We start from the raw sequence: 25,750 nt of genomic DNA, 5'->3' as shown, positions 1-25,750 counted from the left end.
TTACTCACTATGACTTTTTAAGCACGATCTGCTCGTTAAGCATTTCGTACATTTTTTTACAGAACTCATGAAAATCTGAGTACTCTTCTTTAAAATATATTGATTTTTTATGGTCGATATTAAGACGCACCATGATCTGCCCATCCTGTTCGGCTATCATACGTTTAAAAACTATTGAATTATCAGGGGTAGCCATACTTACGCTTTTAGGCAATGCATCAACCTTATAACCTGCAGGCAGTTTAAAAATACCGGTAATGGCATAGTTGTCACGGTAACCAAAATTGATATCGGTAGTACGGTTCTCGCTTAAAAACGGGTTTTTATTCAGATCGGTAAACAGGTTTGAATTAAAATAGATATAGTTATCATCCGAACCTGTAAGATCGAGGTTGAAGTTAATATTTTGACGCACCGGCAGCGTATCAATATCTATATCTTCAATTTTTAGCGATGATATTTTAAGGTTGTTGTTATTATCGCGCAGGTTTTCGATGTATTTTTTCTCCCCATCGGTTTTATAGTTTCTTACTACATTGATCCTGTTGTAGGCAAAGCTGCTGATATCGGCACTACCGGCCATTTTACCGTCGGGCTTAATTTCGGCATTAATCAAAACCACCTGCCTCACCGGGTTGGTGTTTTGTAGAAACGTCATCTCATAAGCATTATCTGCTTTATTGATTAAAAACCCGAACGAGTTAAGGAAATTATATGGCACCTGGTTGTAGAGGTTGTATTTGTTTGTAGCGTCAAGCACATAATATTTTGCACTATCAACAGGGATATATGCCACCGTGCTGTTAAACTGGTATGAGTTTGGATAGGCTGGGTTGATACGGCCATGCTTGCGGGTACTAACCATCATTGGATAAACCTTTAAACCCGATTTTTGAAGCAAATGATAAAGGATCAGGTTTACTTCTGTTGAGTTGCCGGTTTTCTTTTCCCAAGCCTTAACTGTGCCATCGTTGGTTGTCTTGTCATAGTCCTCGTCCCACTTCATGGTATTTTTAACCTCATTGAAAATGTAGGCGATTTTCTCGTCGTCGGTTTTGAAAGTTTTTGCTTTAGCTACGATAGTTTCCTCGCCGATGAGTTTACGGTTAAGCTGCTCGCCAAAATCCTCCCATTTAACAACGTTTTCGCCAACCTTTGTCCAGGTATCGGAAAAGCTGTGCATAAAGGTTCCGCGGATGCTTAATAACTGGAAAAGAATACGCTCTGAATTATCGGTTACGGCATCCATATAAGGCTCTTCCTTTACCGATGGGATATTGGCCATCGCTTGTGTGTGCGTATTGCTTCCCGACATTTTATCAACCACCAGCGGGTAATGAAGGTTCACCAGGTTTTTATAAGTGAGAATATCCGGAATATTGGTATTAAGCTCGCTATACCGCGTTGGCAGATCACCCTGGAAATACCAATCCGGAAAATCAACCAGGCTGGCAATGGTATGCCTGTATTTGAATTCGATGATACTACCCGGTTTTACGTTAGGAAATGAAAAAACTATTGCCGAACGGTTTTTATCAACGACTTGTGTAAAAATCTGTTTTTTATCAACCTTAATAGGTGTAGCCACGCCGTTTTCGAGGTTAATGGTTTCTGCCTGTAGCCCGGTTATAAATTCGGCATGGTTAACACTGTAAAAGGTTAAGCGGATATTGGCTTCATCTTTACCGTTATCGTTAAATATTTTGATACGCTTGTGCCTTTCAAATATGATCTGATATTGTGTATCAAAGTACACCTCGCCTTTATCAAAAAGAACTTCGGCGTTGGCATCTTTTTCAAAATCGCAGGCCTTCATTTCAAGATCGGCTTTGTCAACCTTGCCAAAGGCCTGGGCGGTTGGAATAGCAGGAGCTTGTGCTTTTACAGCAGTTGCAAAGGCTCCCATTGCAATAAGGGTTAATAACTTATTCATTTAAATTAGTTGTAAGGGTTTAACTATAATGTAATTGGCTTGAGTTTGCTAATAGGGTATTAAGAATTATACTTGCCGGACATGCAAGGGCGCTAACTGACTTATGCCCGTTTCATGATTGGTAATTCGACTTATAAAATAGAAAAATTGAAAATGCGCTTCGCGCGTTCGATACGTTATCGGGTAACGTAAATAGGACTGTTCCAAACAGCAGCATTAAAAGCCTGTTCATCGTGATGAGGTTTAATCAAATCAAAAATAATAATTAACCCGATATTTAAAAGCGAAATTTTTTAGTCATTTTGTTTATTTGCTAAAAATGTAATCTATGTCACGAATTAGCCGGCGCCATGTTATTTTGACATTAAAATTTCATATCGCGCAGCGGTTTACGTACATTTATTCAATTGGCACTTTGATTGATAGATAGTAATTAATGAAGCAAAAATTTTATGATACTGCTGTGAAGCAGGAAAAAGCTGTACTTGTTGGGGTGATAACACCAAATGAAACCGACGAAATAGAGAAGGAACACCTTGAAGAACTGGAGTTTTTAGCCAGCACCGCGGGGGCGTTAACCGTTAATCATTTCACCCAAAAATTGCAGCGCCCGGATAGAGCTACTTTTGTTGGCTCGGGCAAGTTGGAAGAGATAAAAGCCTACGTTAAGGAAGAGGAAATAGATATAGTTATTTTTGACGATGGCCTATCGCCTTCGCAACTGCGTAATATTGAAAACGAACTACAGGTTAAAATCCTTGACAGGAATAACCTGATCCTGGATATTTTCGCCAGTCGCGCCCAAACGGCCCAGGCCAAGACCCAGGTTGAGCTTGCTCAATTACAATACCTGCTACCCCGCCTTACCCGCCTCTGGACTCACTTAGAGCGTCAGAAGGGTGGTATTGGTATGCGCGGTCCGGGTGAGTCGCAAATTGAAACCGACCGTCGTTTGATCCTGAATAAGATATCGTTGTTAAAAGATAAGCTGAAACAGATTGATAAGCAAAACGAAACCCAGCGTAAAAACCGCCATCAGTTAGTGCGTACGGCGCTGGTGGGCTACACCAACGTAGGTAAATCAACTATCATGAATATGATAGCCAAATCGGAAGTGTTTGCCGAAAATAAATTGTTTGCTACACTGGATACTACGGTAAGAAAAGTAGTGATCGAAAACCTGCCTTTCCTGATGTCGGATACGGTAGGGTTTATCCGTAAGCTCCCTCACCATTTGGTGGAGTGTTTTAAATCTACGCTTGATGAAACCCGCGAGGCGGATATCCTGATCCATGTTGTTGATATTTCACATCCAAATTTTGAAGACCAGATCTATACCGTTAACGAAACCCTGAAGGATATCGGCGCCATTGATAAACGCATTATCACCGTGTTTAACAAAATAGATGCCTTTAAACCCGAAGATCACCAGGTAGCCCAGCAGGAAGAACCGTTAACACTGGAGGATTTTAAACAAAGCTGGATGGCCAAAAACAACGCACCGGCCATATTTATTTCGGCAACTAAAAAGGAAAACGTTGAGGAATTCAGGGCTTTACTGTATAAAGAAGTGAAAGCGATACATACGGAGAGATATCCGTATGATGCTTTATTGTATTGATAGCTGATTATTTAAAAGGAGCTATAATATAAAAATCGTCATTGCGAGGAACGAAGCAATCCCAAACCATACAGAGCGGATCCGCTAATCGGGGATTGCTTCGTTCCTCGCAATGACGTTATTTTTTGACAGGAATAATTTCAGATTTTTTAAGCCGTCAAAAATATCCCCTGCTTTATCTCCGGTATAATACCTTTCTCCAGCGCGGTATCAAACATCAGGTTAATAGCTTTACGGCCTTCCTCGCCCAGATCAACCGAGTATTGGTTTACATAAAGCTCGATGTGCTTGTACATCACTTCCTCGCTCATTTCCTGGGCATGTTGTTTAATAAACTCCAGACCTGATTTTGGATTGGCAAAAGCAAACTCAACCGATTTGCGTAGCACCCGGTTTATTTTATGCTGAACATCCAGCGGTAAATTGCGGTTAGTTACAATACCTCCTAATGGGATGGCACAGCCGGTACGTTTTTCCCAGTAATCGCCAAGATCGATAATCTTTTTGAGGCCTTTGTTTTGGTAAGTGAAGCGGTTTTCGTGAATAATCAAGCCAACATCTATACGACTGTCAAGCAAGGCATCTTCTATTTCTGAAAATACCAGCTCCTGTTTGTTGGTAGCTTCAGGGAAAGCAAGGCCTAACAAAAAGTTAGCGGTAGTATATTTACCGGGAATACCGATCAACGGGTTTCTAATCCCCGATTTTGGATCATCAATCTGATTTTTCTCCAGGTCCGAAACCGAAATTTCGACATCCGAGATCAAAAGCGGCCCTACACCAAACCCCAGCGCGCTGCCCGAATCAAGCAGTACATATTTATCAGTCACGTAAGCAAAGGCGTGGTAGCTGAGCTTGGTAATATCCAACTCGCCACGAAAAGCCTTTTGATTAAGGGTTTCCACATCATCATAAAATACCTCAAACTCCAGTCCTTCAGTATCAATTTTATGGTGAATAAGGGCGTCAAAAATAAAAGTATCGTTAGGACAGGGCGAAAATCCGAGCGTAAGTTTCATACGGGTGGTAGATTAATTGTTAATGATCTGGCTAACCAGGTCGATGGCAAATGTATTCAGATTTTTAATGGCCAGCCCAATGTTCCAGGCGTCGCGGTTACGCTTTTCAACATAATTTGACACTGCCCTGATCTGCATGCCCTGTACATTCATCTGCCGGCAGGCATAAAAAAAAGCAGCCCCTTCCATGCTTTCCAACTGCGGATTTAGCCGTTGCTGCACCTTTTGAATAGAAGGTTCGTGCCCGTGAACCGTATTAACCGTAATGGCCTTTGCTTTTTTCAGATAAAAGTTCGGGTAAACTTCATTAAGCGAGGTACCCGGTGTAAAAACGCTTTCGCCAAAGCCAAGGGTATCTATGGAGATAAAAGCCTCATCATCCTGCGCGCCAAGCTCTGCAAAGGTATCCTCGATAACTTCCAGCACGTCGCCTAAATGAAAATTACGGTCGAAACTGCCTGCGATACCAAGATTTAGTACTAAATCATAAGTATGGTTGCTGAGTTGGCGGGCCATGCCAAAGGCTGTTGGCACCATGCCCGCGCCTGTTATAAGTACATCAACCTTATTGCCCAGGGCCTGGACAAGCGGTTCAACCTCAAATTTGGTGGCTGCAACAATGAGTATAAGCATATTGCATTATTTTGACGGCTAATATAAAACAACTCACCTGTTTTTGTTTTGTATATTTGCACCCACTTTTGTTATGATGATACATATAACGCGCAAGGAACATTTTAATGCCGCTCACCGGATGTACCGTGAGGAATGGAGCGCTGAAAAAAACTTTGAGGTGTTTGGCAAATGCGCAAACCCCAACTGGCATGGTCACAATTACAACTTGTTTGTAACTGTAAAAGGTGAAGTTACGCACGCCACAGGCTACCTGATAGATTTGAAAGAGCTGAAGACGATCATCAATGAGTATGTTATTGAAAAGCTCGACCATAAAAACATCAACAAGGATGTTGACTTTATGGCCGGCAAAATGGCATCGACAGAGTTACTCTGCATTGAGATTTTTAACCAGTTGAAAGCACCTATCGAAGCTTACGAAGGCGTGTTTTTACATTCAGTAAAACTGTACGAAACCGAAAATAATTCTGCCGAGTATTTTGGCGGTTAATTTTATAAAATGAGCGATTCACAATTTAGCCAGGATACCGACGACGACGATTTCGGCGGTTACATCAAAATAGATCGTTATAACCAGGAACGCATTGATAGTTTAAAAGATAACTATCACAACGTTTTAAAGCAGATAGGCGAGGAGCCAGAACGTGAAGGTTTACTAAAAACCCCCGAGCGTGTAGCCAAAGCCATGCTTTATTTAACCCATGGCTATGAACTTAATGCCGAAGAAATTTTGAACTCGGCCAAGTTTAAGGAAGAGTACAGCCAGATGGTGGTGGTGAAAGACATTGAAGTTTATTCGATGTGCGAGCACCATATGCTGCCTTTCTTTGGCAAGGCGCACGTGGCATACATTCCTAACGGGCATGTAGTGGGTTTAAGCAAAATTCCCCGCGTGGTTGATGTATTTGCCCGCCGCCTGCAGGTACAGGAACGTTTAACCAACGAAATCCGTGATTGCATTCAGCAAACCCTGAACCCTATTGGTGTTGGTGTGGTAATTGAGTGCCGTCACCTGTGCATGAGCATGCGCGGTGTGCAAAAACAAAACTCGGTAACCACGACATCTGCCTTTACCGGCGAGTTCCTGAAAGAAAAAACCAGGACTGAGTTTTTAAATTTGATAAGCTCTAAGTTGAGTTAAACCTTTAGGGAGAGATTAGAGGTTGGAGATCAGAGATTAGGCTAAAAGGCACAATCGGATTTGAACCTTTAATCGTGTAACAACTAATCTCTAATTAACTAACCTCTAATCTCTAAAACAATGAAAGCATATATTTTCCCGGGCCAGGGTGCCCAGTTTCCGGGTATGGGCAAGGACCTGTACGACCAGTCAGAAAAAGCACGTGAGCTGTTTGAAAAAGCCAACGAAATCTTGGGGTTCCGCATTACGGATGTAATGTTTGAGGGCACTGCCGAAGATTTGGTACAAACCAATGTTACCCAGCCTGCTATTTACCTGCACTCAACAATATTAGCTACAGTTTTGGGCGATGATTTTCAGCCGGAAATGGTTGCAGGCCATTCATTAGGCGAGTTTTCGGCATTAGTTTCTGCCGGGGCTTTATCATTTGAAGATGGCTTACGTTTAGTTGCCGCGCGTGCTAACGCCATGCAAAAAGCCTGCGAAATTCAACCATCAACCATGGCCGCTATTTTAGGTCTGGATGATTTTACGGTAGAAGACATTTGCGAGCGCATAAGCGAAGTGGTTGTGCCTGCAAACTACAACTGCCCGGGTCAGCTGGTAATATCCGGTTCAATTGCCGGTATTGACGAAGCCTGTATTAAAATGACCGAAGCAGGTGCTAAACGCGCTTTAAAACTTAAAGTAGGCGGCGCGTTCCACTCGCCATTAATGGAAGCTGCAAGGGTTGAATTGGAAGCAGCTATTGTTGCTACCGAAATTAAAGCCCCGGTATGCCCTATCTACCAAAACATAGATGCCAAGCCATACACCGATCCTGAATTGATCAAGAAAAACCTGATAGCCCAGCTAACAGGCGCCGTTAGGTGGACCCAAACCGTTATGCATATGATTGAAGATGGCGCTACATCATTCACCGAAGTAGGGCCGGGTAACGTACTGCAGGGCCTTGTAAAAAAGGTTGACAAAACCGTCGCGACAGCGAGCGCTGTATTACCGCAATAAATTTTAAAAGCCACATACAACATGTGGCTTTTATTTTTGTTATAGGCTTGTATTAATCAAAAAATCCATAGTATAGCAACATCTTGACTACATCGGGGAAAATACGCCTATTGCTTGCTCTTTTGGGGCTTAGTTTGCTGTTTACGGCCATTATTGTTCAAAAAACATATACGCCGGTAAACAGTCTTGTGCAATCTGCCCGGGTACTGGAAGATAATCTTCACAACAAGGAGATCTTTATAAACAAACAGCTGGAGGAAAAATGGAGCCTTAAAAAGCTGATGAACCTGCGCAATAACGAGCAGGATGCCATTAACGCCATTGAAAACTTCACTACCAAAAACGGCATCTGGTTTATTACCTTAACCAACAACAAACTCAGTTTTTGGAGCGGCATCAAAGTGCTGCCCGATAGTACAAATACCATTAAGGAGGGTTATTCATTTATCCAGCAGCCCAACGGATATTATGAAACATTCCGGAAAACGGAAGGCAACTCTTCGGTTATCTTTTTTATCCCGGTAAAAATCAATTACGCTTTTCAGAATAAATATCTCCAAAACAAATTCGCCAAAGACCTGCTTGACGATGATAACATTGATATAGCCGATTTTACGGATATCAATGTTTACGAAGTACACAGCAGCGATAATGAATACCTGTTTTCGGTAAAGCTCAAAAACAATGACACCAATAATGACTTTGTTTACTATGAGCTTTCCTTCTGGATCCTGACAGCTATTACGCTCTGTATCCTGATGCATAATATCTGCAATTATGTGGCTTCTAAAGGCTACGTGTTGCTATCCATCATTTTCCTGGCTTTATATATAGTGCTATTCAGGTTTGTTAACCTGCATTATAACCTGCCCGATTTTACCTATAAGCTCAGTATCTTCAATCCCATATTTTATGGTTCGAGCCTGGTTTATCCTTCGCTTGGCGATTTTTGCATCAATATCTTGGTGATTTTTTGGTTTGTGGCTTATGTGTACAAGCAGCGCCGCAGTTTCTTTAATAACATACAAACTAAAACAAGTGGCTATGTAATAGTTGTCGTTGGTATTTTAATCCTTATAGCAGTATCAACATCTCTACTACGTTTATTTTACGGTTTAGTCATCAACTCAAAAATCAATTTTGATGTAAATAACGTGCTTAGTTTAACTGGCTTTAGCTTGCTGGGGGTATTGATGCTATGCTTTAGCTTTTTGATATTTTACCTGCTGAACGAGGTTGTCCTGACCATATGTTTTAAAACCAATGTACCTAAAACACACCAGCTTTTCCTATTTTTATCCGGCATTGCCCTAACTACCCTGGCATTTGCTTATTACAAGGAATTTACGCTGTTTTATATTTTATGGGCCATATTGGTATTGATAAGGGCCTACAGCTTTCTTTATCAAAAAGAGGAACTTTTTGCTACTTCGTTTTTAGGTATAGTGTTTGTTTGCGCCCTGATAGCAGCCATTAAGCTTAACCATTTTGAAGACCTTAAAGAACACGAAACCCGGAAAGCCCTCATACAAAAGCTGGAGATCCCGGATGATGCCACGGCCGACTATATTTTCAAAAAGGTAGAAAACCAGATTATCACCGATACGGCCATAATGCGTTATTTTACAAATGGCCTGCATAATGGCGATTATCTTAAAACCCGTTTTCAGAAGCTTTATTTTGATGGCTATCTTTCAAAATATGAGTTTAAGGTTCATGAGTATGATGCCAATGAAGAACCAACATCGGCGGATAAAAACTACTCGCTAAGCGTATTTAAAGACCTGGTGCTGTACAGTTCATTTAAAGTGTCCGATTATTTTTATCGTGAAAACGAATCATTCGGATATCAGAACTACTTTGCCATACTACCTGTAAATACCAGTAATAAGCAATTGGGCACCATTGTAATCGAGCTTAAATCAAAGCCCTTGCAATCTTCAGGTGCATTCCCCGAATTGCTGATTGACGGTAATATCAACCCTGAAAATGATTTTAAAGATTATTCATATGCCTTTTACAGCGATAATAAACTGCTAAGCCAACGTGGTACTTATGTTTATTCGCTTGATAACACCGAGTTTAAAAGTGATCTGAAAAAGTACACTGAGAAAACCACGCAAAATCACAGCACGGTTTGGTATGAAAGTTTCACCACGTACAATCACCTGATATACAAACCCAGCGAAAGGAACCTGATTGTGGTTAGCCGCGAGGAAAATTCGCTTTATTACGCGGTTACTTCGCTTACCTTCTTTTTGGTGGTGATACTGATCTTCAGTGCCATCCTGATCACGATCAGGTGGTTATGGGCGCGCATTAAAATCTTCAACATTGCCGAAGATGGCCTGAAGATAAACCTCAGGATTAATTTTGATAAGGTATTGTACAAAACCCGCATCCAGATCTCGATGATACTGGCCGTTGTTGTTACATTAGTGCTGGTTGGTTTTATCACTTTCCTGTCCATCAGCAATCAGTACCACACTCAGCAGGAAAAAATGATCAGGGATAAAATAACCCGGATAGCATCGGCATTTGAAAACGGTCTTTTTACCCAATACGTTGAACACATAAACGAGGAGAGCCAGGTACATTTTAATGATTTGGCGAATACCTATGCAACCGATCTTACGGTATTTGATACTAACGGTATTCCGTTGCTAACTACGCAGCCCAAAGTTTACGAGAACGGGCTGGTTGCCAAGCGGATGAACGCCCGGGCATTCATATTTTTGAGCAAGCTGCAAAAAACCGAATTTGTAAACGATGAAAAAATAGGTGAGCTGAGCTACAAGGCCGCTTATGCTCCGATAACGCTTACCGCCTCAAATAAAACAGTGGCTTATATCCAGGTGCCATATTTTAGTAATGAAGCCGACTACAAAGAAAGAATAAGTTCATTGCTCAACGTGATGATAAACGTTTATGCCATAGTTTTCATAGCTATAGGTTTGTTTGCCATCATCATTGCCCGGCAAATAACAGCACCGCTAAACTTCATCCAGCAAAACTTAAGTAAAACCATCTACGGTAAAAAGAACGAGCAGATCAAGTGGTCGCGCGATGACGAGATCGGGGCGTTGGTTAAAGAGTATAACAAAATGATCTCGGCACTTGAAAACAGCGCCCAGCGTTTGGCGCAATCTGAACGTGAAAGCGCCTGGCGCGAAATGGCCAAACAGGTTGCCCATGAAATCAAGAACCCGCTAACGCCGTTAAAGCTTGGTTTGCAGTTACTTGATAAGTCATGGAAGGATAAAGACCCTAAGTTTGACCAAAAATTTGAGCGTTTCAGCAAGTCGTTTGTTGAGCAGATAGAGAGCCTGTCGTCAATAGCATCAGAGTTTTCGGCTTTTGCCAAGATGCCGGATACCCGTATTGAACAGATCAATATTTTTGATATGCTCAACCAGGCCGTTATCATTTTTAAGCAAATGGATAACGTACTGATCAGCTATCAGCAACCCGAAAGCGTGTTTACCATCAATGCCGACCGCGACCAGTTATTGCGCTGCTTTAATAACCTGCTAAAAAATGCTATTGAGGCTACGCCGCATGACAGGAAATGCATCATCGATATCAATTACCTGGTAACCAGTAAAAATATCCTGCTTACCATTAAAGATAACGGTAACGGGATCCCTGAAGAAATGCGCGAAAAGATCTTTGAACCTAACTTCACCACCAAAAGTTCCGGAACTGGTTTAGGTCTCGCATTCATCAAAAACTCCATCGAAAACGCTAACGGCAAAATTTGGTTTGAAACAACCATGGGCGTTGGTACCACATTTTATTTGAGTTTACCGGCGGCTTAATCCGGCTGCAGGTAGGTTAATAATTCTCATAAAACTACTTTGATAATTCAAAAAAGGCCGAAAACTGTCAGAAGTTTTCGGCCTTTTTTGTTGCTATAACTTTCCCAGATGGCTTCTAAAGCCCCAACACAGCGCTATTCAAATTTTACCAAAAGTTAAATACTCTAATTAAGAGTGTAATAAGTGCTAACTAATTGCAATCCGTCATGTTGTTACAGGCGTATATCCATCTACAGAACAACTAATTATAACATTAAAAAAATCGAACTCTATGAAAACATCTGAACAAGAAAACATAGGCGGAGCAAATATGGCCAGGAGGTCATTTTTACGCTATGCGGGGTTAGGCGTGGCATCAGCCGGCCTGTTAGCTACTGCGGCTTGCCACAAAGATCATAAGGTAGTTGTTGGCGGCGGCATTGATATCGGCGCCAAAGGTGATCTTGCCATCCTCAATTATGCTTACGCGCTTGAGCAACTGGAAGCCGCGTTTTATATCCAGGTAATTACCACACCTTATTCTGGTATGACATCTGATGAAAAAGCGCTTTTTACAAGCATCCGCGACCATGAGGTACTTCACCGTGAATTTTTCAAAGCTGCCTTAGGTGGTAACGCTATCCCTGCACTTACTGTAGATTTCAGCACTATTGATTTTACTAAAAAATCTGCGGTGCTTGGTGCCGCCAAAGCATTTGAAGATACAGGCGTTAAAGCTTATGATGGGGCAGGTTATTTGATACAGGATGCAGGCTATCTGACCATTGCAGGTAAAATTGTATCGGTTGAGGCCAGGCATGCGGCGCTTATCAGCAATATGCTTGTTGCGGGCTCATTTGCTGCCGATGACCAGGTAGATAGCAATGGCCTGAATAAATCAGCAACCATTGCCGAGGTATTGCCTATAGCCAATACCTATCTGAAAACCAAAGTGAGTGCAACTAATTACAGTTACGTAGCTTAATCCCCACATCGCCATGAATTTATTTAACATAATAGACGAAATAGAAAAATTTGATCCGGAATTGAACGACAGGCTTAACCCGCGTCGTGCAGCCATCAAAAATATAACCAGCTTTGGTTCAAAAGTGGCTATGGCCGCCGTGCCGTTTGCTATGGGCACCATGCTAAAAAGAGCCTACGGTGCTACCGCGGCCCCAACTGTAGTTGAGGTTTTAAACTATGCCTTAACGCTTGAATACCTCGAATCATCATTTTACAACCAGGGAGCGGCTTCGGCAGGTTTAATCCCCGCCGCGGGAGCATCTTACATCAATACCGTAAAAGATGATGAGAACCAGCACGTAGCTTTCCTTAAAACAGCTATCACTGCTTCGGGCGGCACACCTGTTACTTCGCCTAAGTTTGATTTTACCGCAGGCGGCGGTACCGGCAATGGTCCGTTCAAAGGCTTGTTCAGTAATTATACGCTGTTTTTAAAAGTGGCATTAGCTTTTGAGGATACCGGTGTACGTGCCTATAAAGGCCAGGCCCCCAACTTGCTTGGAAACAAAGATATTTTGACTGCTGCTCTATCCATCCACGCGGTTGAAGCCCGCCACGCGTCGGCTATCCGCCAGTTACTGGGTGTATCTCCGTGGATCACCAGTACAGCAACATTAGGCAACGATACCGGTGTATCGCAGGTAAACGGTAATTATGATGGAGAACAAAATGTTACCCAGGGACCTGTGAATGTTACTACGTTGCCAAGTATATCGGGTTCAACAACATCAGTTGCTATTGCTACTGCAGCTTTTGATGAACCATTATCTATGGACCAGGTATTGGCTTTATTGGTAGGTACTTTTATTTATACCTAAATAACATATCCTCCATAAATGAAAAGACCGGTAGCAATAGCTCCGGTCTTTTTTTTATGCCCGAATTTTAATTACTTATTTAATGCCTGCTGTCCAAATTTGATGAGATCATTAGCCCTGATATAGCCTACCGTTCCTGAAACGGGTTTGCCTTTGCTGGTAAATATGATCATGGTAGGATAAGCCTGCAGGCCCCATTCGGCGGCAAGCGCCGGGCCTTGTCCTTTTTCCATATCAATGGCTACGTTTACAAAATTGTCGTTGTAGAAATCGGCTACTTTATTGTTTTTAAATGTAGTGGCCTTGAGCATTTTGCAGGGGCCGCACCAACTGGCATAAGCATCAACAAAAATATATTTGTTTTGGCGGGCTGCCTGTTTTAAGGCTTCGGTCCACGAGTTTTCAATAAAATTGATTTGGGTCGATGACTTGCTTAGGGCTGCCTGGGCTTTGGCGTTAAAACCGAAAGTAATATTAAGCAGGATAACAAAGCAGATTGTAAGCAGGAGTTTTTTCATTCTTATTATAAGGTATTCACAATACTAAAACAGCACGTATATAATGCTTTATACGTGCTGTTTATTGTAGCGGTTATAAATTTATTTTATCGGTTTGCAGGTCGCCTTTCCTGTTGCTGGCGCTGCTGTTCCTGACGTTGCTGCTCTTGCTGTTGCCTTTGGGCTTGCTGTTGTTGCTGACGTTGTTGCTGCTGTTGCTGACGTTGAGCCTGCTGCGCCTGTTGTTGCTGCTGACGTTGTTGTTCCTGCTGCTGACGCTGCGCCTGTTGTTGCTGCTGACGTTGTTGTTCCTGCTGCTGACGCTGCGCCTGCTGTTGTTGCTGACGTTGTTGTTCCTGCTGCTGACGCTGAGCCTGTTGTTGCTGCTGACGTTGCTGTTCCTGCTGCTGACGCTGAGCCTGTTGTTGCTGCTGACGTTGCTGTTCCTGCTGCTGACGCTGAGCCTGTTGTTGCTGCTGGCGTTGCTGTTCCTGCTGTTGCCTTTGGGCCTGTTGCTGCTGCTGTTGTTGTTGACGCTGCTGCAACTGCTGCTCTCGTTGGGCTTGCTGCTGTTGCTGGCGCTGCCGCGTCTGTTGCTGCCTTTGGGCCTGTTGGTCAACTTGACTTTGCGGACGCTGTTGTTGCTCACCTCTGGCCTTTTGCTCCTGCTGGCGTTGTTGCAATTGCTGCTGGCGTTGTGCCTGCTGCTGTTGCTGACGCTGGGTTTGATCGTTCTGTTTTTGATCTAACTGTTGCTGCCTTTGGGATTGTTGCTGCTGTAAACGTTGCTGTGCCTGCTGCTGACGCTGAGCCTGGTTATCGCCGGGCCTTGCATTTGGCTGGTTTGGTCGTGATCCGTTTGCAGGGTTAGGGCGGGCTGCCGGGCCTGGACGATTAACCTGTACCACTTTATTATCAGGTTTTTCATTACGGGCCACTTCACGCAAACGTGCTGCATTGTTACGGTTTATGTTTGCGTTACCTGCCTGCCTGCTGGCTATACCGTTATTAGGATTTTGCTGACGATAAGCTGCAGCGTTTACTACCCTTGCCGGTCTTGCATCAGGCGCTTTCCTTATTTCCGGACGGTAAATGTTTACGGTGTTATTCACCACCCTGCCTCCGCCGTTCGGGCGGTTAACATTGGTGATATTATAAACCCTTACATTACGGTTATTGGTAACCTGCCTGATCTCATTAATCCTTGGCCCGGTTACATAGGTGCGGTTATTATTAACATAGGTATTGTTAATAATGGTTGTGTTATGAATAATGTTTACAACACGGGTGCGCGGTGCATAGTAGTTATAAATGTTTGGCCTGTTAATATACGCCTGCGGTGCGCAAACCCAATAATTATCTGGCACATTATAGCTGTTACCAAAAGATATGCTGATGCTGATACCAGGTTGCAAAGGAGCCCAGCCGTAATAACCGCCACCATGCCTCCAGCTTACCCATGCCGGAGCCCATTCGTGGCCCGGGATCCATTCCCATCCATAATAGTCATCATAACGCCAGCGTCCATAGTGAAATGGTGCCCAGCCCCATTCATAATCAGATACCCAGGTATTACCATAATCAGTAACTACCCAGTGACCGCGGGTAGCGTATGGCCTGAAATCGTCGCCCGCATCGGGTACCCAAACGTTACCATATTGCGGGTCGTTTACCCAGGTGCCATAAGGATCAAGTTCGTCGTAAAATTCCTGGTCGGATACATAGCCTCCTTCCTGGGCTTTACTCATGTTTGGTGCGGCAAGCATTATTAAAAATGCTATTAAGCTGATACCGCATATTTTATTGATGAATTTCATAGTATTTTAAGTTAAAATAGCGCTGTTAGGTTTATGTCTATAAACATATGACAGGCAGAAGTATAAAACGTTTAAAGCAAAAATTGTTTTAAAGGGTTAACATAAACCAAGCCAGTGTAATTATGGGGATAAAATTTTATTGTTATCTTGTGTACCACGCTTAAAAATTAAATAATTTTGCTACCTGTTTTTTTATAAACTAAAATTATGAGTACAGTTAATATTCCACGTCTGGATCTGAATACCTATATAAACGGCTCAGCCGAAGAACGCAAACAATTTTCGAACGATATTGGTAAAGCTTTTAATGAAACCGGGTTTGTTACCATCACCAACCATGGTTTGAGCAAAGAACTGATAGACAAACTTTACGAACAGGTAAAAGCTTTATTTGCCCTGCCCGATGCCGTAAAACAACAATATGAAATTCCTGGTTTGGCAGGTCAGCGCGGCTATACCGGCAAAGGCAAAGAAACCGCCAAAGGTTTTAAAACGCCGGATTTGAAAGAGTTTTGGCAAATCGGTCAGACAGTGACCGATGACGACGCGCTTAAAGCTCAATACCCGGAAAATGTACAGGTGAACGAACTCTCTGAGTTTAACCCAACCACTATCGAAGTATACAAGAAACTGGAGGCAGCAGGCAAACATTTACTGCGTGCCATAGCCGTTTATCTGGAATTACCTGAGAATTATTTCGACGATAAGGTGCACAATGGTAATTCGATCCTGCGTAACCTGCATTACTTCCCAATATTGGATCCGGATTCGGTACCTGATGATGCCGTACGTGCAGGTGCTCACGAAGATATTAACCTTATTACGCTGTTAATAGGCGCCAGCGCCGACGGACTCGAACTGCTAACCCGCGATAATACCTGGTTCCCGGTTAAAGCCTATGGTGAGGACCTGGTGGTTAACGTTGGCGATATGCTGCAGCGTTTAACCAACAATAAACTGAAATCAACCACCCACCGTGTAGTGAACCCGCCGCGTGAGCTGATGAAGTTTTCCCGCTTTTCGGTGCCGTTTTTCCTGCACCCAAAATCAGGTATGGACTTAACCAGCCTTGATTCATGTATTGATGAACAGCATCCTAAACTATATACTGATATTACCGCAGGTGAATACCTGGATGAACGTTTGAGAGAGATTGGATTGAAAATGTAGCAAACAAAATTATGTCATTGCGAGAAACGAAGCAATCGCACGGCAGCATGTCCGCCTTGTAAAGCATGCGATTGCCGCGTCGCGCCCAAGCTCATTCCCGTTTTGCTCCTTGCAATGACATGTTTGTACAACAAAGCCCTTCCAAAACTGAAAGGGCTTTTACATTTAAACAGGTAGATGAAATAAATTTACTTAGCCAGTGCAGCTTTGCCGTCAACCTCTTCCAAAGTGGCTTGCCTTCTTTTATATAATACAAATAATGCCGTAGCTAACACACCAATAATACCCTCGATACAAACTGCCCGGCGTGGACCAACTTCATTGGCTAACCAGCCGGCCATCAAACTGCCCACCGGGATCATGCCCTGGTAAGCCATTACGTAGTAGCTGATTGCCCTTGCCCTCATGCTTGGGATTGCGTGGGTTTGGATATAAGTGTTAATAGCAGATGTTTGCGCCATCATACCTACGCCGGTAAATACCATAAATGTTAAAGCGAAGGGCAGTTTGCCTGCATAAGCCACCATCAGCACGCTGATACCAAAAATAAGGCTCGCCGCGCTCATGATCTTCACTAAGTTTTTGCTGCTTTTTAAGTTAGCCAGGTAAACCGCGCTGATCACTGAACCTAAACCTGCTGCGCTCTCAAACCAACTGAAGGTTTTGGCATCGCCATTAAAAATATCTTTGGCAAAAATGGGCATCAGCGTGTTAAAAGGGATAACAAACAAACTGCTTGCAGTAAGCATCAGGATCATACTGCTCAGGTCGCTATCGCCTGATACATACCTGAAACCTTCCTGCAATTCTGTCCAGATGCTTTTTTCTGAACGGATAGGAACAATAGTGTTCAGCTTCATCATAAATAAACAGGCAAGTACAGGAACATAGCTCAGGAAGTTACCAAAGAAACAAACATCCTCGCCAAAGGCACTTAATACTATACCTGCAATAGCCGGACCAGCAATACGGGCCAGATTGGTCATGGTAGAGTTTAGGGCGATGGCATTAGGCAAATCGGCTTTATCATCAACCATATCTACCATTAATGATTGGCGGCAGGTTACGTCAAAGGCGTTTACGATGCCCTGCAACAGGCTTAAACCAATAATAGCGGGGATATTATAGATCTTGAAAAAGATCATGAAAGCAAAGGCCCCCGCTTGCAGCATAGATACCACCTGGGTGATAACCAAAATACGGTAACGGTTATGCCTGTCAACAATACTGCCTGCATAAGGGGCTAATATTAAAGATGGGATCAGGCTCACAAAACCTACTATACCCAGTAAAAGGGCCGAACCTGTGAGGCGGTAAACCAGCCAGCTCACTGCTGTTTTTTGCATCCATGTGCCAATGAGGGATATTGACTGACCGTAAAAAAACAGCTTAAAATTACGGTACTTTAAAGAGCGAAACACATTCATTTGTTCAATTCATAACAAAAGCAAATTCAGGGGAGTACTTAATGCAAGACTATTGAATTGTTTTATGATGCAAATATCGCCCATATTGATACATTTGTAAAATAGATTGTTTTAATAGAATTGATAGGTAAAAACGATTGATTATGGAATTGCGTCAGTTACAATACTTTGTTAAAGCAGCCGAAACAATGAACTTTACTGAGGCTGCGGCAGCGGTTTTCATTACGCAAAGCACGCTTTCCCAGCAAATTAAACAGTTGGAAGAGGAACTGGGCATGCTCCTGTTCGACAGGATTGGGAAACATGTACGCATTACCGAGGCTGGGCATATATTTTTAACCCATGCCCGCAAAATCCTGAATGATGTACAGCGAAGCAAGCAGGCCATCAGCGAGTTACAAAACGCCACCACCGGCGAGCTAAATCTCGGCGTTTCCTACGCGTTCACTTCATTGTTATTGCCAGCATTGGCTCCGTTCAGCACCAAATATCCGGGTATTAAGATTTTTATTACTTACGGCAGCCCGGAAGAATTGGAAAAGAAACTGCGACTGGCCGAACTGGATATGATCCTTGCTTTTCATAACGAAAGCGACGACGAAGACCTGGAGATGCAAGAGTTATTTAGCTCGAGCGTGGTAATGGTGGTATCCAAGAATAATCCGCTGGCGCAGCTCAAAAAAATAAGCCTGGAAGAGTTAGCCAGGCTTGATTTAATCCTGCCCGGAAAAGGCTTCAGTTCACGCGACTTTATTAATGATCTTTTCAATCGCAAAAAAATAGTACCTAATATTAAGATAGAGCTTAATGACGTACATTCATTACTGGCCCTGGTTGAGAATGGGCAATGGGCTACCATTCTGAACGAAAAAGCCATCATAGGCTGGAATAAAGTAACCGCCATTCCCATCGAATCAAAAGAGATCAAACGGCAATCATACATCCTGTGGCAAAAAGGTGTTTACCGTAAACGGGCCGCCATTTTGTTTATCGAGGAATTGATGCGGGTAATGGAGAGTGAGTAGAAACTTTTTGTCATTTCGATAGAGCCTGTAGGGGTTAGTACATTGGGGCGAAAGAGAAATCTTGTACGCCATATAAGTGCGTTACTAAGTTTACAAGCAGGGTGTATAAGATTTCTCCTCACACTGTCGCTCATACCCGCACTTGTTCGTTCGAAATGACAGGATTATATATTTCTTTCCCTTCGGTCGTGTCCCCACGGCTGCCCATAGGCAAAATTACTTCTTCATCTCTTCCCTTATCGCCCTTAAAAACTCGTTAGGGTGTTTGGAGCCGATGATATAAAGCAGACCGTCACGGTCTGTAAGATGGATAGCTTCGTTACCTGAAGTAAAAAAGCGGATGGTGCCTTTGGTATGCAGGTTATAAACCGGGTTATTGAAAAGATAACGGCTATAAGTACCCTTTTCAACCTTAACAATACTGTTCAGATCTATTTTTACCAGTTTGGTTGTCCAAAGGCCATCAAGCATAACGCTTTTATTTTCCACACGGGTGCGGAAATGCAGCAGGAAGCCCAGGATAATGGAGATAATAATGATGGCAAAGCCTACAACAACCAATAAATCGCCGTTACGTTCACGTTCGTCGGTAAAAAAGTAGGCTGCAAAACAGAACATGGCTAAAACCAGGCGTATGGTTAGCGGTATAAATTCCCGGCCAAGGTATTGCTTTTCGGTAAAAACGGATTTATCGCTCATGTTAGTTTAAACAGTTCGAAGATAGTAACTTTTTTAGTGTTATCACTCACTTTATACCTTTCGTCGGGGCGGTAGCCGCCAATCCACATAATTTCGCCGTTGCCGTTTACAAGGATTGGGATTTCTTCCTTTTGATGCAGCGGCACTTTCTGATTGATAAAAAAATCGCTCAGCTTTTTCTTCCCCTTCATCCCCAAAGGAAAAAAATAATCCCCCTCATTCCAGGTACGCACCCTGAGCGGATATATCAGTTTATCCGCATCAATAGATACCGCCATCGGATTATCCTTTACAATCAGCGGGCTATTATCATGCAATAAATTCACCCTGTAAACGCCAAAATGGGCTTCATGGTCTTTATCGTTAATAATAATCTCAACAGGCAAAACGGTGGATCTTGGTTTAAGGATGATGTTGTCCCTATCGAGCAACAAGGTATGCGTTCCGGATTCAAATACCCGGCCGGAGTGTTTATCAAGCGAATCGATCAGGTCGTCAATTGTAGCTTCATTAAAGCCGTACTCGTTAAGTAACTTAAAAAGTAATAACCTTTTGGGATTAAGCTGCTTTACTTCTGCAATAGATAAATAAATACCATCATCATGTATTTGCAGTAGCGTCTGCCTTAATTCCTCAAGCTTAAGCTCAAGCAACAGCTCCAGATCGCGGAAATGCAGCAGGCTGTTTTCAAAAGTTTTTTCGAGCGAAGGGTTCAGTTCTTTCAGCTTAGGCACAACCTCCAGCCTGATCTTGTTGCGGGCATACTTTGCCGAGGCATTGGAGCTGTCCTCAACAAAAGTTAAACCTTCGGCAGTAACAATGGTCTGTATTTCTGCACGGGTTAAGAACAGCAGCGGGCGCACCAGCTTACCGTTTTTAGGTAAAATACCATGCAAGCCGGCAATTCCTGTACCTCGTGTAAGGTTTAACAATATTGTTTCAATAGTATCGTTTTGGTGGTGAGCAAGCGCAATGGCCTCATAACCTGACTGCTGACTGATAGTATCAAACCATTGATAGCGCATATCACGCGCGGCCATTTGTATCGATATCTTGTTATCGGCAGCGTATTGCTCAGTATCAAAATTTACGGTATGGAAAGGAATGTCAAGCGTTGCGGCAAGGCTGCGGGAAAAGGCCTGATCGCGCAGGGCTTCATCGCCACGCAGCTGAAAGTTACAATGGGCAATGCCAAAATCATAACCCGCGGCTTTAAGCAAATGCACCATTAAAACCGAGTCGATGCCGCCGCTTACAGCTGCCAATATTTTGGTAGCGGGTGTAAATAAGCTGTTTTGCTCAATAAAATTAACAAACTGATTAACTGGCAGCATTCATCAAAATTATTAATTTAATAACCCCAACAAAAAACTAATTTTGCCATTGTGAGGAAATACGTTTTATGCTTTTTGTTTTTGGCGATAGCGACTGCAGCTATCGCTCAAAAAAAATCAATTGTAAACCTGATACAATCTGACAAAAGCACCGCCGGAAAAATTAATGGCAAGCAGATGTTCAAGGTGTATAAAGGCGTTTTTAAGCAGGATTATTCTATCCTACGGTCAGACAGTGCCTACTTTTATCCTAATGAGAATGCCTTTGACGCCTTTGGTAACGTAAACATAAACCAGGGCGATACGCTGAATATATTTTCGGACAAACTGAATTATAACGGCAATACCAAAACAGCCATCCTTACCAATAATGTTAAAATGGTTGACCGCGATGCTACCTTAACCACCAATTACCTTACTTATAATACGGCCAGCCGCATAGGTACTTACACGGGCGGCGGTAAACTGGTAAATAAGGATAATGTGCTTACCAGCAAAAACGGCTATTACTTTGCCTTCAGCCGCGACTCGTATTTCCGGTACGATGTAGTGCTTACCACACCTGACGCATTGATAAAAACAGATACACTGAAGTATAACACAGGTACGCGTATAGCCTATTTCTTCGGGCCGACAAATATTTACGGCACTAAGGATAAGGACACCCTGTATACCGAAAATGGCTTATACAATACCGTTACCGAGCAGGCCTATTTCGGAAAGAAAAACTCGTACAGGCAAGGCACCAAATCATTAAAAGGTGATAGTCTTTTTTATGATAAGCTGAAAGGGTATGGTCGCGCGGTAAAAAACATCACGTTTGAAGACCGCGAGCAAAAGGTAACCATCAAAGGTGATCTGGGAACTTACTACAGGGCCGAGGAAAAAACCGTTGTTACCGAAAACGCTTATGTAGTATTGATTTCCGAACAAAAGGATACCAGTAAAACCGATACAACAGTTAAACAATTACCGGTTAATAATAAGAACGCGAAGGCAACGGCTAAAAAAGTCACCGATCTTACCAAAATTGCCAACGCTATAAAACCGGATAGCAGCCGTAAAGCACCGCCCAATACCATGCCGGTTAAACAGCCTTTTGCAATAGGTAAAAAGGACAGCGCCAATGTTGAAATGGCGGCTGCACTGGCGCAGGACGCGTTGAAAAACAACAAAAACGCCAATGCCGACGCGTTGATCAAAGCAGCAACCCAGGCAAAGAAGGGTAACGAAAAGGTGATCGATTCGGCACTGAAGGCGGCAGCCCCGGCCTTAAAAAACAATAAGGATAAGGTCAATATTAAAAACATAGGCAGTTTGGCCGGTGTGGCCGATGCCATAAAACCCGGTGTTGCAAAAGTAACTGGCAAGCTGCTGCCTGTAAAAACACCTTTGGCCACCAAAGATACCAGCCATATCAAACGCGATTCGATATACATGACTGCCGATACCATCGAAACGCAGATCATGACCTATAAAGACCAGAAAATTTACCAGGAACGCCAGCGTACTTTACGCGATACCACTTTAAAACAACGCAAAGTGGCGGCTGATAAAAAATCATCGAAGTTTTTGACAGCTTATTATATAAAGGTGCCTAAAGATACCAGCTACTTCCACCGCGATTTTTTTGGTAAGCCAAAGCCTGTAAACGATTCATTGCAGCGAAAAAAAGACGCCCTTGCCGCTATTAAAAAAGCAAAACAGGATAGCATATACCGTGTGCAAATGCAGCGCGACCCGGTTTTCAAGCAATATCCTGTTGATGTGAAAGATACGGCGCGTGTAAGGATGCTCATCGGGCATCACCATGTTAAGATCTTTAAATCAGACTTGCAGGCAAAATCTGATTCGGTATTTTACAGTAACAGCGATTCAACCATGCGCATGTACGTAAACCCTATTATCTGGACACAGGGATCGCAGTTAAGCGGCGATACCGTATACCTGCAAATGCGCAAGAAAAAGCTGGATAATATTGAGTTGTTCCCGTCGGCATTCATTGTAAATATTGAAAAGGATGATTCAACGCATTTTAACCAGGTAGCAGGCAAAAAAATGCGGGGATACTTTAAAGATGACAAGCTGGACCAGATGTATACCTATGGCAATGCCGAAACCATCTATTTTCAGCGCGACAGCGGTAAGGTATCGGGTATGCAGCGTTCATTGAGCAGCCGGATCCGCACCTCGTTCAAAAACAATCAGGCCAACCGGATTTTCTTCATAACCAAACCCGAAAACCGGTACATCCCTATAGAAAAAGTTAAGGAGGATGATAAGATCCTAAAAGGCTTTTTATGGAAGCCTAAAGAGCGACCGGCTTCTAAAGAGGATATCATAAAAAAACGATCTAAAAAGGCAGCATCATCAAAATCCCCGGCAAAAACCCCACCGGGTAAGCCTGGTGCCATAAAGCCAGGGACAAACCTGAAGGTAGACAGCCTAAAAGGGGGCGGACAAAAAATGATGCCTGATAGCACCCTAAAAGTTGATACCGGGAAGAATAATCCCCTAAAAATTAAAAAGGATACGATAATCAAGAATTTTCCGCCAAAACTACCCGGAAATGGGCAGAAAAAGGACAGTATTGTTAATAAAACGCCATCTGTTAAGAAAAACTGACCCAAAATGAAAAAAAAGTAACATTTTTTATCAAAAAAATTAGTCTACTAATTCTATAGTGCTTATATTTGACTAATTGTTATTATCGATCTAACCAATTAGTTCTTTATGATAAATAATGAGGTCAGTCAACTTAAATTTAAAAAAGAGACAGCCGGCGGGCTATCTCTTTTTTTTCTGCCACATTTTAAAGCATGTTTAAACAGCTGTTTTATTTATCAATAAAGTAAACATCATGTATCCCGGCGTGTTATCCCAATAAACAAACCGCCATGATTGATCAAAAAGACACCAAACCGGCTGCTAAAGATGGGAAGTACGAATTCCTGATCAACTACTCCGAACGTGAGCTTACCTGCCGTGTTGAAAAAGAACAAAACAAGCTGCATGTTTTTATCGACAATAATATCAATGCCGAACTTGAGCTACAGGCCAACGGCAACCTTACCCAGGTAAGCGGCAACGCCCTGCCCGACTCAACCATTGAGTTTATTAAAAAGCACATCATGGAGCAATAATTGTTTGAGCCACGCTTTGTAGGTAAATTATAAGCATTATCATCCTTGATATCGCTCAATATTTTCTGCTACATAATACCCGTGGTTATACAAGTAGAAAGTGATGCTTCATTCTTACCCTTCACATCAATAAAAAAGTTTCTGTCGGCAGGTAAGCTTCGGGGGAAAGCGGGCAGAACATGGCGGGAAGTGCGGCTGCAGGGGCATAGCAAATATTTGCAGAAGGGTTGGACTATGAGCGAACGGAGTGGGGCAAGTTTTTGCAGCCCGTGGTTCTGCCCGATTTGCAGGGCAAGGGCCTGTGCGGAAAAGAAGCCTATCTGCTGACTTGATTTTTGGTTCTTTTTATCAAGAAAAAGAACAAAGCCTACCCGCGGCGATTGAGCGGACCGATGTGAGTCAGGATACCACAAACGCTGTTATGTGTATTCAGTACATCTTCCAAAAGTTTTCAATTTTTAAATATTATTCGCTAATCTTGGGTAGTATTCTGAACCGGTTAAATCCTGCACGCTGTTCCAATTATCAGCGCTTAATTATATATACATTTTATGAACAAAACTAAAGTAGCCATACTGGGTGCCGGTTTTATTACCGATATCCATATGGAATCGTACCATCGCTTTATCCCCGAAGCCGAGGTTGTAGCCTGCTATGCCCGTAACCCCGAAAAAGCCAAAGCCTTTGCCGAAAAATATCATATAGCCCAATGGTTTGATGACATCGATAAACTGATAGCCGAATCAGGCTGTGAGGTGGTGGATATTTGCCTGCCTAATTACCTGCACGCCGAAGCCACGATTAAAGCCGCCAAAGCGGGCAAGCATGTCATCATTGAAAAGCCGCTTGCCGTTACGCTTGAAGAGGCCGATGAAATGATTGCCGTATGCAAGGCCAACAATGTAAAACTGATGTATGCAGAAGAGCTCTGCTTTGCGCCAAAATACGAACGGGCAAGGCATCTGGTTAAAGAGGGCGCTATTGGCAATATCTATATGCTTAAGCAGGGCGAAAAGCATTCCGGCCCGCATTCGGATTGGTTTTATGATATCAACTATGCCGGCGGCGGAGTGATCATGGATATGGGATGCCATGCCTTGGGTTGGTTCAGGTGGATGCTTAACAATGCCAAACCCAAAAGCGTTTATGCCAGCATGAGTACCGTGCTGCATAAAGGCCGCACTAAAGGCGAAGATAATTCGGTAATTATTGTTGAGTTTGAAAACGGCGTAACTGCCGTAGCCGAAAATAGCTGGGCCAAGCACGGCGGCATGGACGACCGTTGCGAAATTCACGGACTTGGCGGCGTTATTTATGCTGATTTATTCATGGGCAATGCCGCGGTAACCTACAGCAAGGATGGATATGGCTACGCGATGGAGAAATCAGATACCACACAGGGCTGGAGCTTCACCATTTTTGAAGAAGCCTTTAACCAGGGGTATCCGCATGAACTGAAACATTTTATTGACTGTGTACAAAATGACAAGACACCGTTGGTAACGGGAGAGGATGGCAGGGCAGTGCTTGAGCTCATCTATGCCGCTTATGCATCGGCCGGGGCGGGAAAAAAGATTGAGCTGCCATTTTCGGCAAAGATTGATAAACCTGTAAATCTTTGGCTCAATAATAAATAGAA

20 protein-coding genes are annotated in these 25,750 nt (G+C 43.0%); 12 read left to right on the top strand and 8 right to left on the bottom strand.

Translation table 11 applies throughout. The features are described from left to right. Positions 1 to 7: 7 nt before the first annotated feature. Positions 8 to 1,933, bottom strand: coding sequence for a DUF3857 domain-containing protein (locus DEO27_RS28805; protein ID WP_112570795.1), 1,926 nt, complete (start codon positions 1,931 to 1,933; stop codon positions 8 to 10). A gap of 436 nt (positions 1,934 to 2,369) precedes the next feature. On the opposite strand from DEO27_RS28805, the gene hflX reads away from it, so the two are divergent. Continuing rightward, complete coding sequence (gene hflX / locus DEO27_RS28800) at positions 2,370 to 3,554, top strand: GTPase HflX (protein WP_112570797.1); 1,185 nt, start codon at positions 2,370 to 2,372, stop codon at positions 3,552 to 3,554. 149 nt (positions 3,555 to 3,703) lie between these two features. On the opposite strand, the gene DEO27_RS28795 is transcribed toward hflX, so the two are convergent. Next, positions 3,704 to 4,573, bottom strand: coding sequence for a menaquinone biosynthesis family protein (locus DEO27_RS28795; RefSeq protein ID WP_112570799.1), 870 nt, complete (start codon positions 4,571 to 4,573; stop codon positions 3,704 to 3,706). 12 nt (positions 4,574 to 4,585) lie between these two features. Next, positions 4,586 to 5,206, bottom strand: coding sequence for a futalosine hydrolase (gene mqnB / locus DEO27_RS28790; RefSeq protein WP_112570801.1), 621 nt, complete (start codon positions 5,204 to 5,206; stop codon positions 4,586 to 4,588). Positions 5,207 to 5,282: 76 nt separating this feature from the next. Between mqnB and DEO27_RS28785 the strand changes: the two genes are divergently transcribed. The 6 genes from DEO27_RS28785 (at position 5,283) to DEO27_RS28760 (ending at position 12,999) form a co-directional block, all read left to right on the top strand. Further along, positions 5,283 to 5,699 carry a 6-pyruvoyl trahydropterin synthase family protein gene (locus tag DEO27_RS28785; protein WP_112570803.1) on the top strand — a complete coding sequence of 139 codons (417 nt, stop codon included), beginning with the start codon at positions 5,283 to 5,285 and terminating at the stop codon, positions 5,697 to 5,699. A gap of 9 nt (positions 5,700 to 5,708) precedes the next feature. Next, positions 5,709 to 6,350 carry a GTP cyclohydrolase I FolE gene (gene folE, locus DEO27_RS28780; protein ID WP_112570805.1) on the top strand — a complete coding sequence of 214 codons (642 nt, stop codon included), beginning with the start codon at positions 5,709 to 5,711 and terminating at the stop codon, positions 6,348 to 6,350. A 120-nt stretch (positions 6,351 to 6,470) separates the two neighbouring features. Continuing rightward, the gene (fabD, locus tag DEO27_RS28775) at positions 6,471 to 7,358 is read left to right on the top strand and encodes an ACP S-malonyltransferase (RefSeq protein WP_112570807.1); all 888 of its coding nucleotides are present in this window, start codon (positions 6,471 to 6,473) and stop codon (positions 7,356 to 7,358) included. Between the two features lie 83 nt (positions 7,359 to 7,441). Continuing rightward, complete coding sequence (locus DEO27_RS28770) at positions 7,442 to 11,176, top strand: ATP-binding protein (protein ID WP_146750031.1); 3,735 nt, start codon at positions 7,442 to 7,444, stop codon at positions 11,174 to 11,176. Between the two features lie 271 nt (positions 11,177 to 11,447). Further along, positions 11,448 to 12,140 carry a ferritin-like domain-containing protein gene (locus DEO27_RS28765; RefSeq protein ID WP_112570811.1) on the top strand — a complete coding sequence of 231 codons (693 nt, stop codon included), beginning with the start codon at positions 11,448 to 11,450 and terminating at the stop codon, positions 12,138 to 12,140. 13 nt (positions 12,141 to 12,153) lie between these two features. Continuing rightward, positions 12,154 to 12,999, top strand: coding sequence for a ferritin-like domain-containing protein (locus DEO27_RS28760; protein WP_112570813.1), 846 nt, complete (start codon positions 12,154 to 12,156; stop codon positions 12,997 to 12,999). A 71-nt stretch (positions 13,000 to 13,070) separates the two neighbouring features. On the opposite strand, the gene DEO27_RS28755 is transcribed toward DEO27_RS28760, so the two are convergent. Together DEO27_RS28755 and DEO27_RS31660 are read right to left on the bottom strand one after the other, a co-directional pair. Continuing rightward, on the bottom strand, positions 13,071 to 13,517 hold the full coding sequence (locus DEO27_RS28755; RefSeq protein WP_112570814.1) for a thioredoxin family protein: 447 nt from the start codon (positions 13,515 to 13,517) through the stop codon (positions 13,071 to 13,073). A gap of 86 nt (positions 13,518 to 13,603) precedes the next feature. Next, on the bottom strand, positions 13,604 to 15,313 hold the full coding sequence (locus DEO27_RS31660) for a DUF6600 domain-containing protein (protein ID WP_190295267.1): 1,710 nt from the start codon (positions 15,311 to 15,313) through the stop codon (positions 13,604 to 13,606). A 207-nt stretch (positions 15,314 to 15,520) separates the two neighbouring features. On the opposite strand from DEO27_RS31660, the gene DEO27_RS28740 reads away from it, so the two are divergent. Next, a complete protein-coding gene (locus DEO27_RS28740) occupies positions 15,521 to 16,483 on the top strand; it encodes an isopenicillin N synthase family dioxygenase (protein WP_112570818.1) in 963 nt (320 codons plus the stop codon). Between the two features lie 188 nt (positions 16,484 to 16,671). On the opposite strand, the gene DEO27_RS28735 is transcribed toward DEO27_RS28740, so the two are convergent. Then, complete coding sequence (locus tag DEO27_RS28735) at positions 16,672 to 17,910, bottom strand: MFS transporter (RefSeq protein WP_190295265.1); 1,239 nt, start codon at positions 17,908 to 17,910, stop codon at positions 16,672 to 16,674. Positions 17,911 to 18,053: 143 nt separating this feature from the next. Between DEO27_RS28735 and DEO27_RS28730 the strand changes: the two genes are divergently transcribed. Then, positions 18,054 to 18,935 (top strand): LysR substrate-binding domain-containing protein, encoded by an 882-nt coding sequence (locus tag DEO27_RS28730; protein ID WP_112570820.1) that lies wholly within the window; start codon positions 18,054 to 18,056, stop codon positions 18,933 to 18,935. 216 nt (positions 18,936 to 19,151) lie between these two features. On the opposite strand, the gene DEO27_RS28725 is transcribed toward DEO27_RS28730, so the two are convergent. Beyond that, complete coding sequence (locus DEO27_RS28725) at positions 19,152 to 19,634, bottom strand: hypothetical protein (protein ID WP_112570822.1); 483 nt, start codon at positions 19,632 to 19,634, stop codon at positions 19,152 to 19,154. After that, complete coding sequence (gene tilS / locus DEO27_RS28720; RefSeq protein WP_112570824.1) at positions 19,631 to 20,968, bottom strand: tRNA lysidine(34) synthetase TilS; 1,338 nt, start codon at positions 20,966 to 20,968, stop codon at positions 19,631 to 19,633. The genes DEO27_RS28725 and tilS overlap by 4 nt, the downstream gene beginning before the upstream one ends. 51 nt (positions 20,969 to 21,019) lie before the next feature. Between tilS and DEO27_RS28715 the strand changes: the two genes are divergently transcribed. The 3 genes from DEO27_RS28715 (at position 21,020) to DEO27_RS28705 (ending at position 25,748) form a co-directional block, all read left to right on the top strand. Then, positions 21,020 to 23,593: an OstA-like protein gene (locus DEO27_RS28715; protein WP_112570826.1), complete on the top strand. Its 2,574-nt coding sequence runs from the start codon at positions 21,020 to 21,022 to the stop codon at positions 23,591 to 23,593. 272 nt (positions 23,594 to 23,865) lie between these two features. Further along, entirely contained in the window at positions 23,866 to 24,111 is a 246-nt protein-coding gene (locus DEO27_RS28710; RefSeq protein ID WP_112570828.1) for a hypothetical protein, read from the top strand. A 551-nt stretch (positions 24,112 to 24,662) separates the two neighbouring features. After that, complete coding sequence (locus DEO27_RS28705; RefSeq protein ID WP_112570832.1) at positions 24,663 to 25,748, top strand: Gfo/Idh/MocA family protein; 1,086 nt, start codon at positions 24,663 to 24,665, stop codon at positions 25,746 to 25,748. The last annotated feature ends 2 nt before the right edge of the window (positions 25,749 to 25,750 follow it).

The organism is Mucilaginibacter rubeus (assembly GCF_003286415.2).
Classification (GTDB): Bacteria; Bacteroidota; Bacteroidia; order Sphingobacteriales; family Sphingobacteriaceae; genus Mucilaginibacter; species Mucilaginibacter rubeus_A.
Note: the sequence above shows the minus strand (reverse complement) of the source record. Positions and strands in the feature narration are given on the sequence as shown.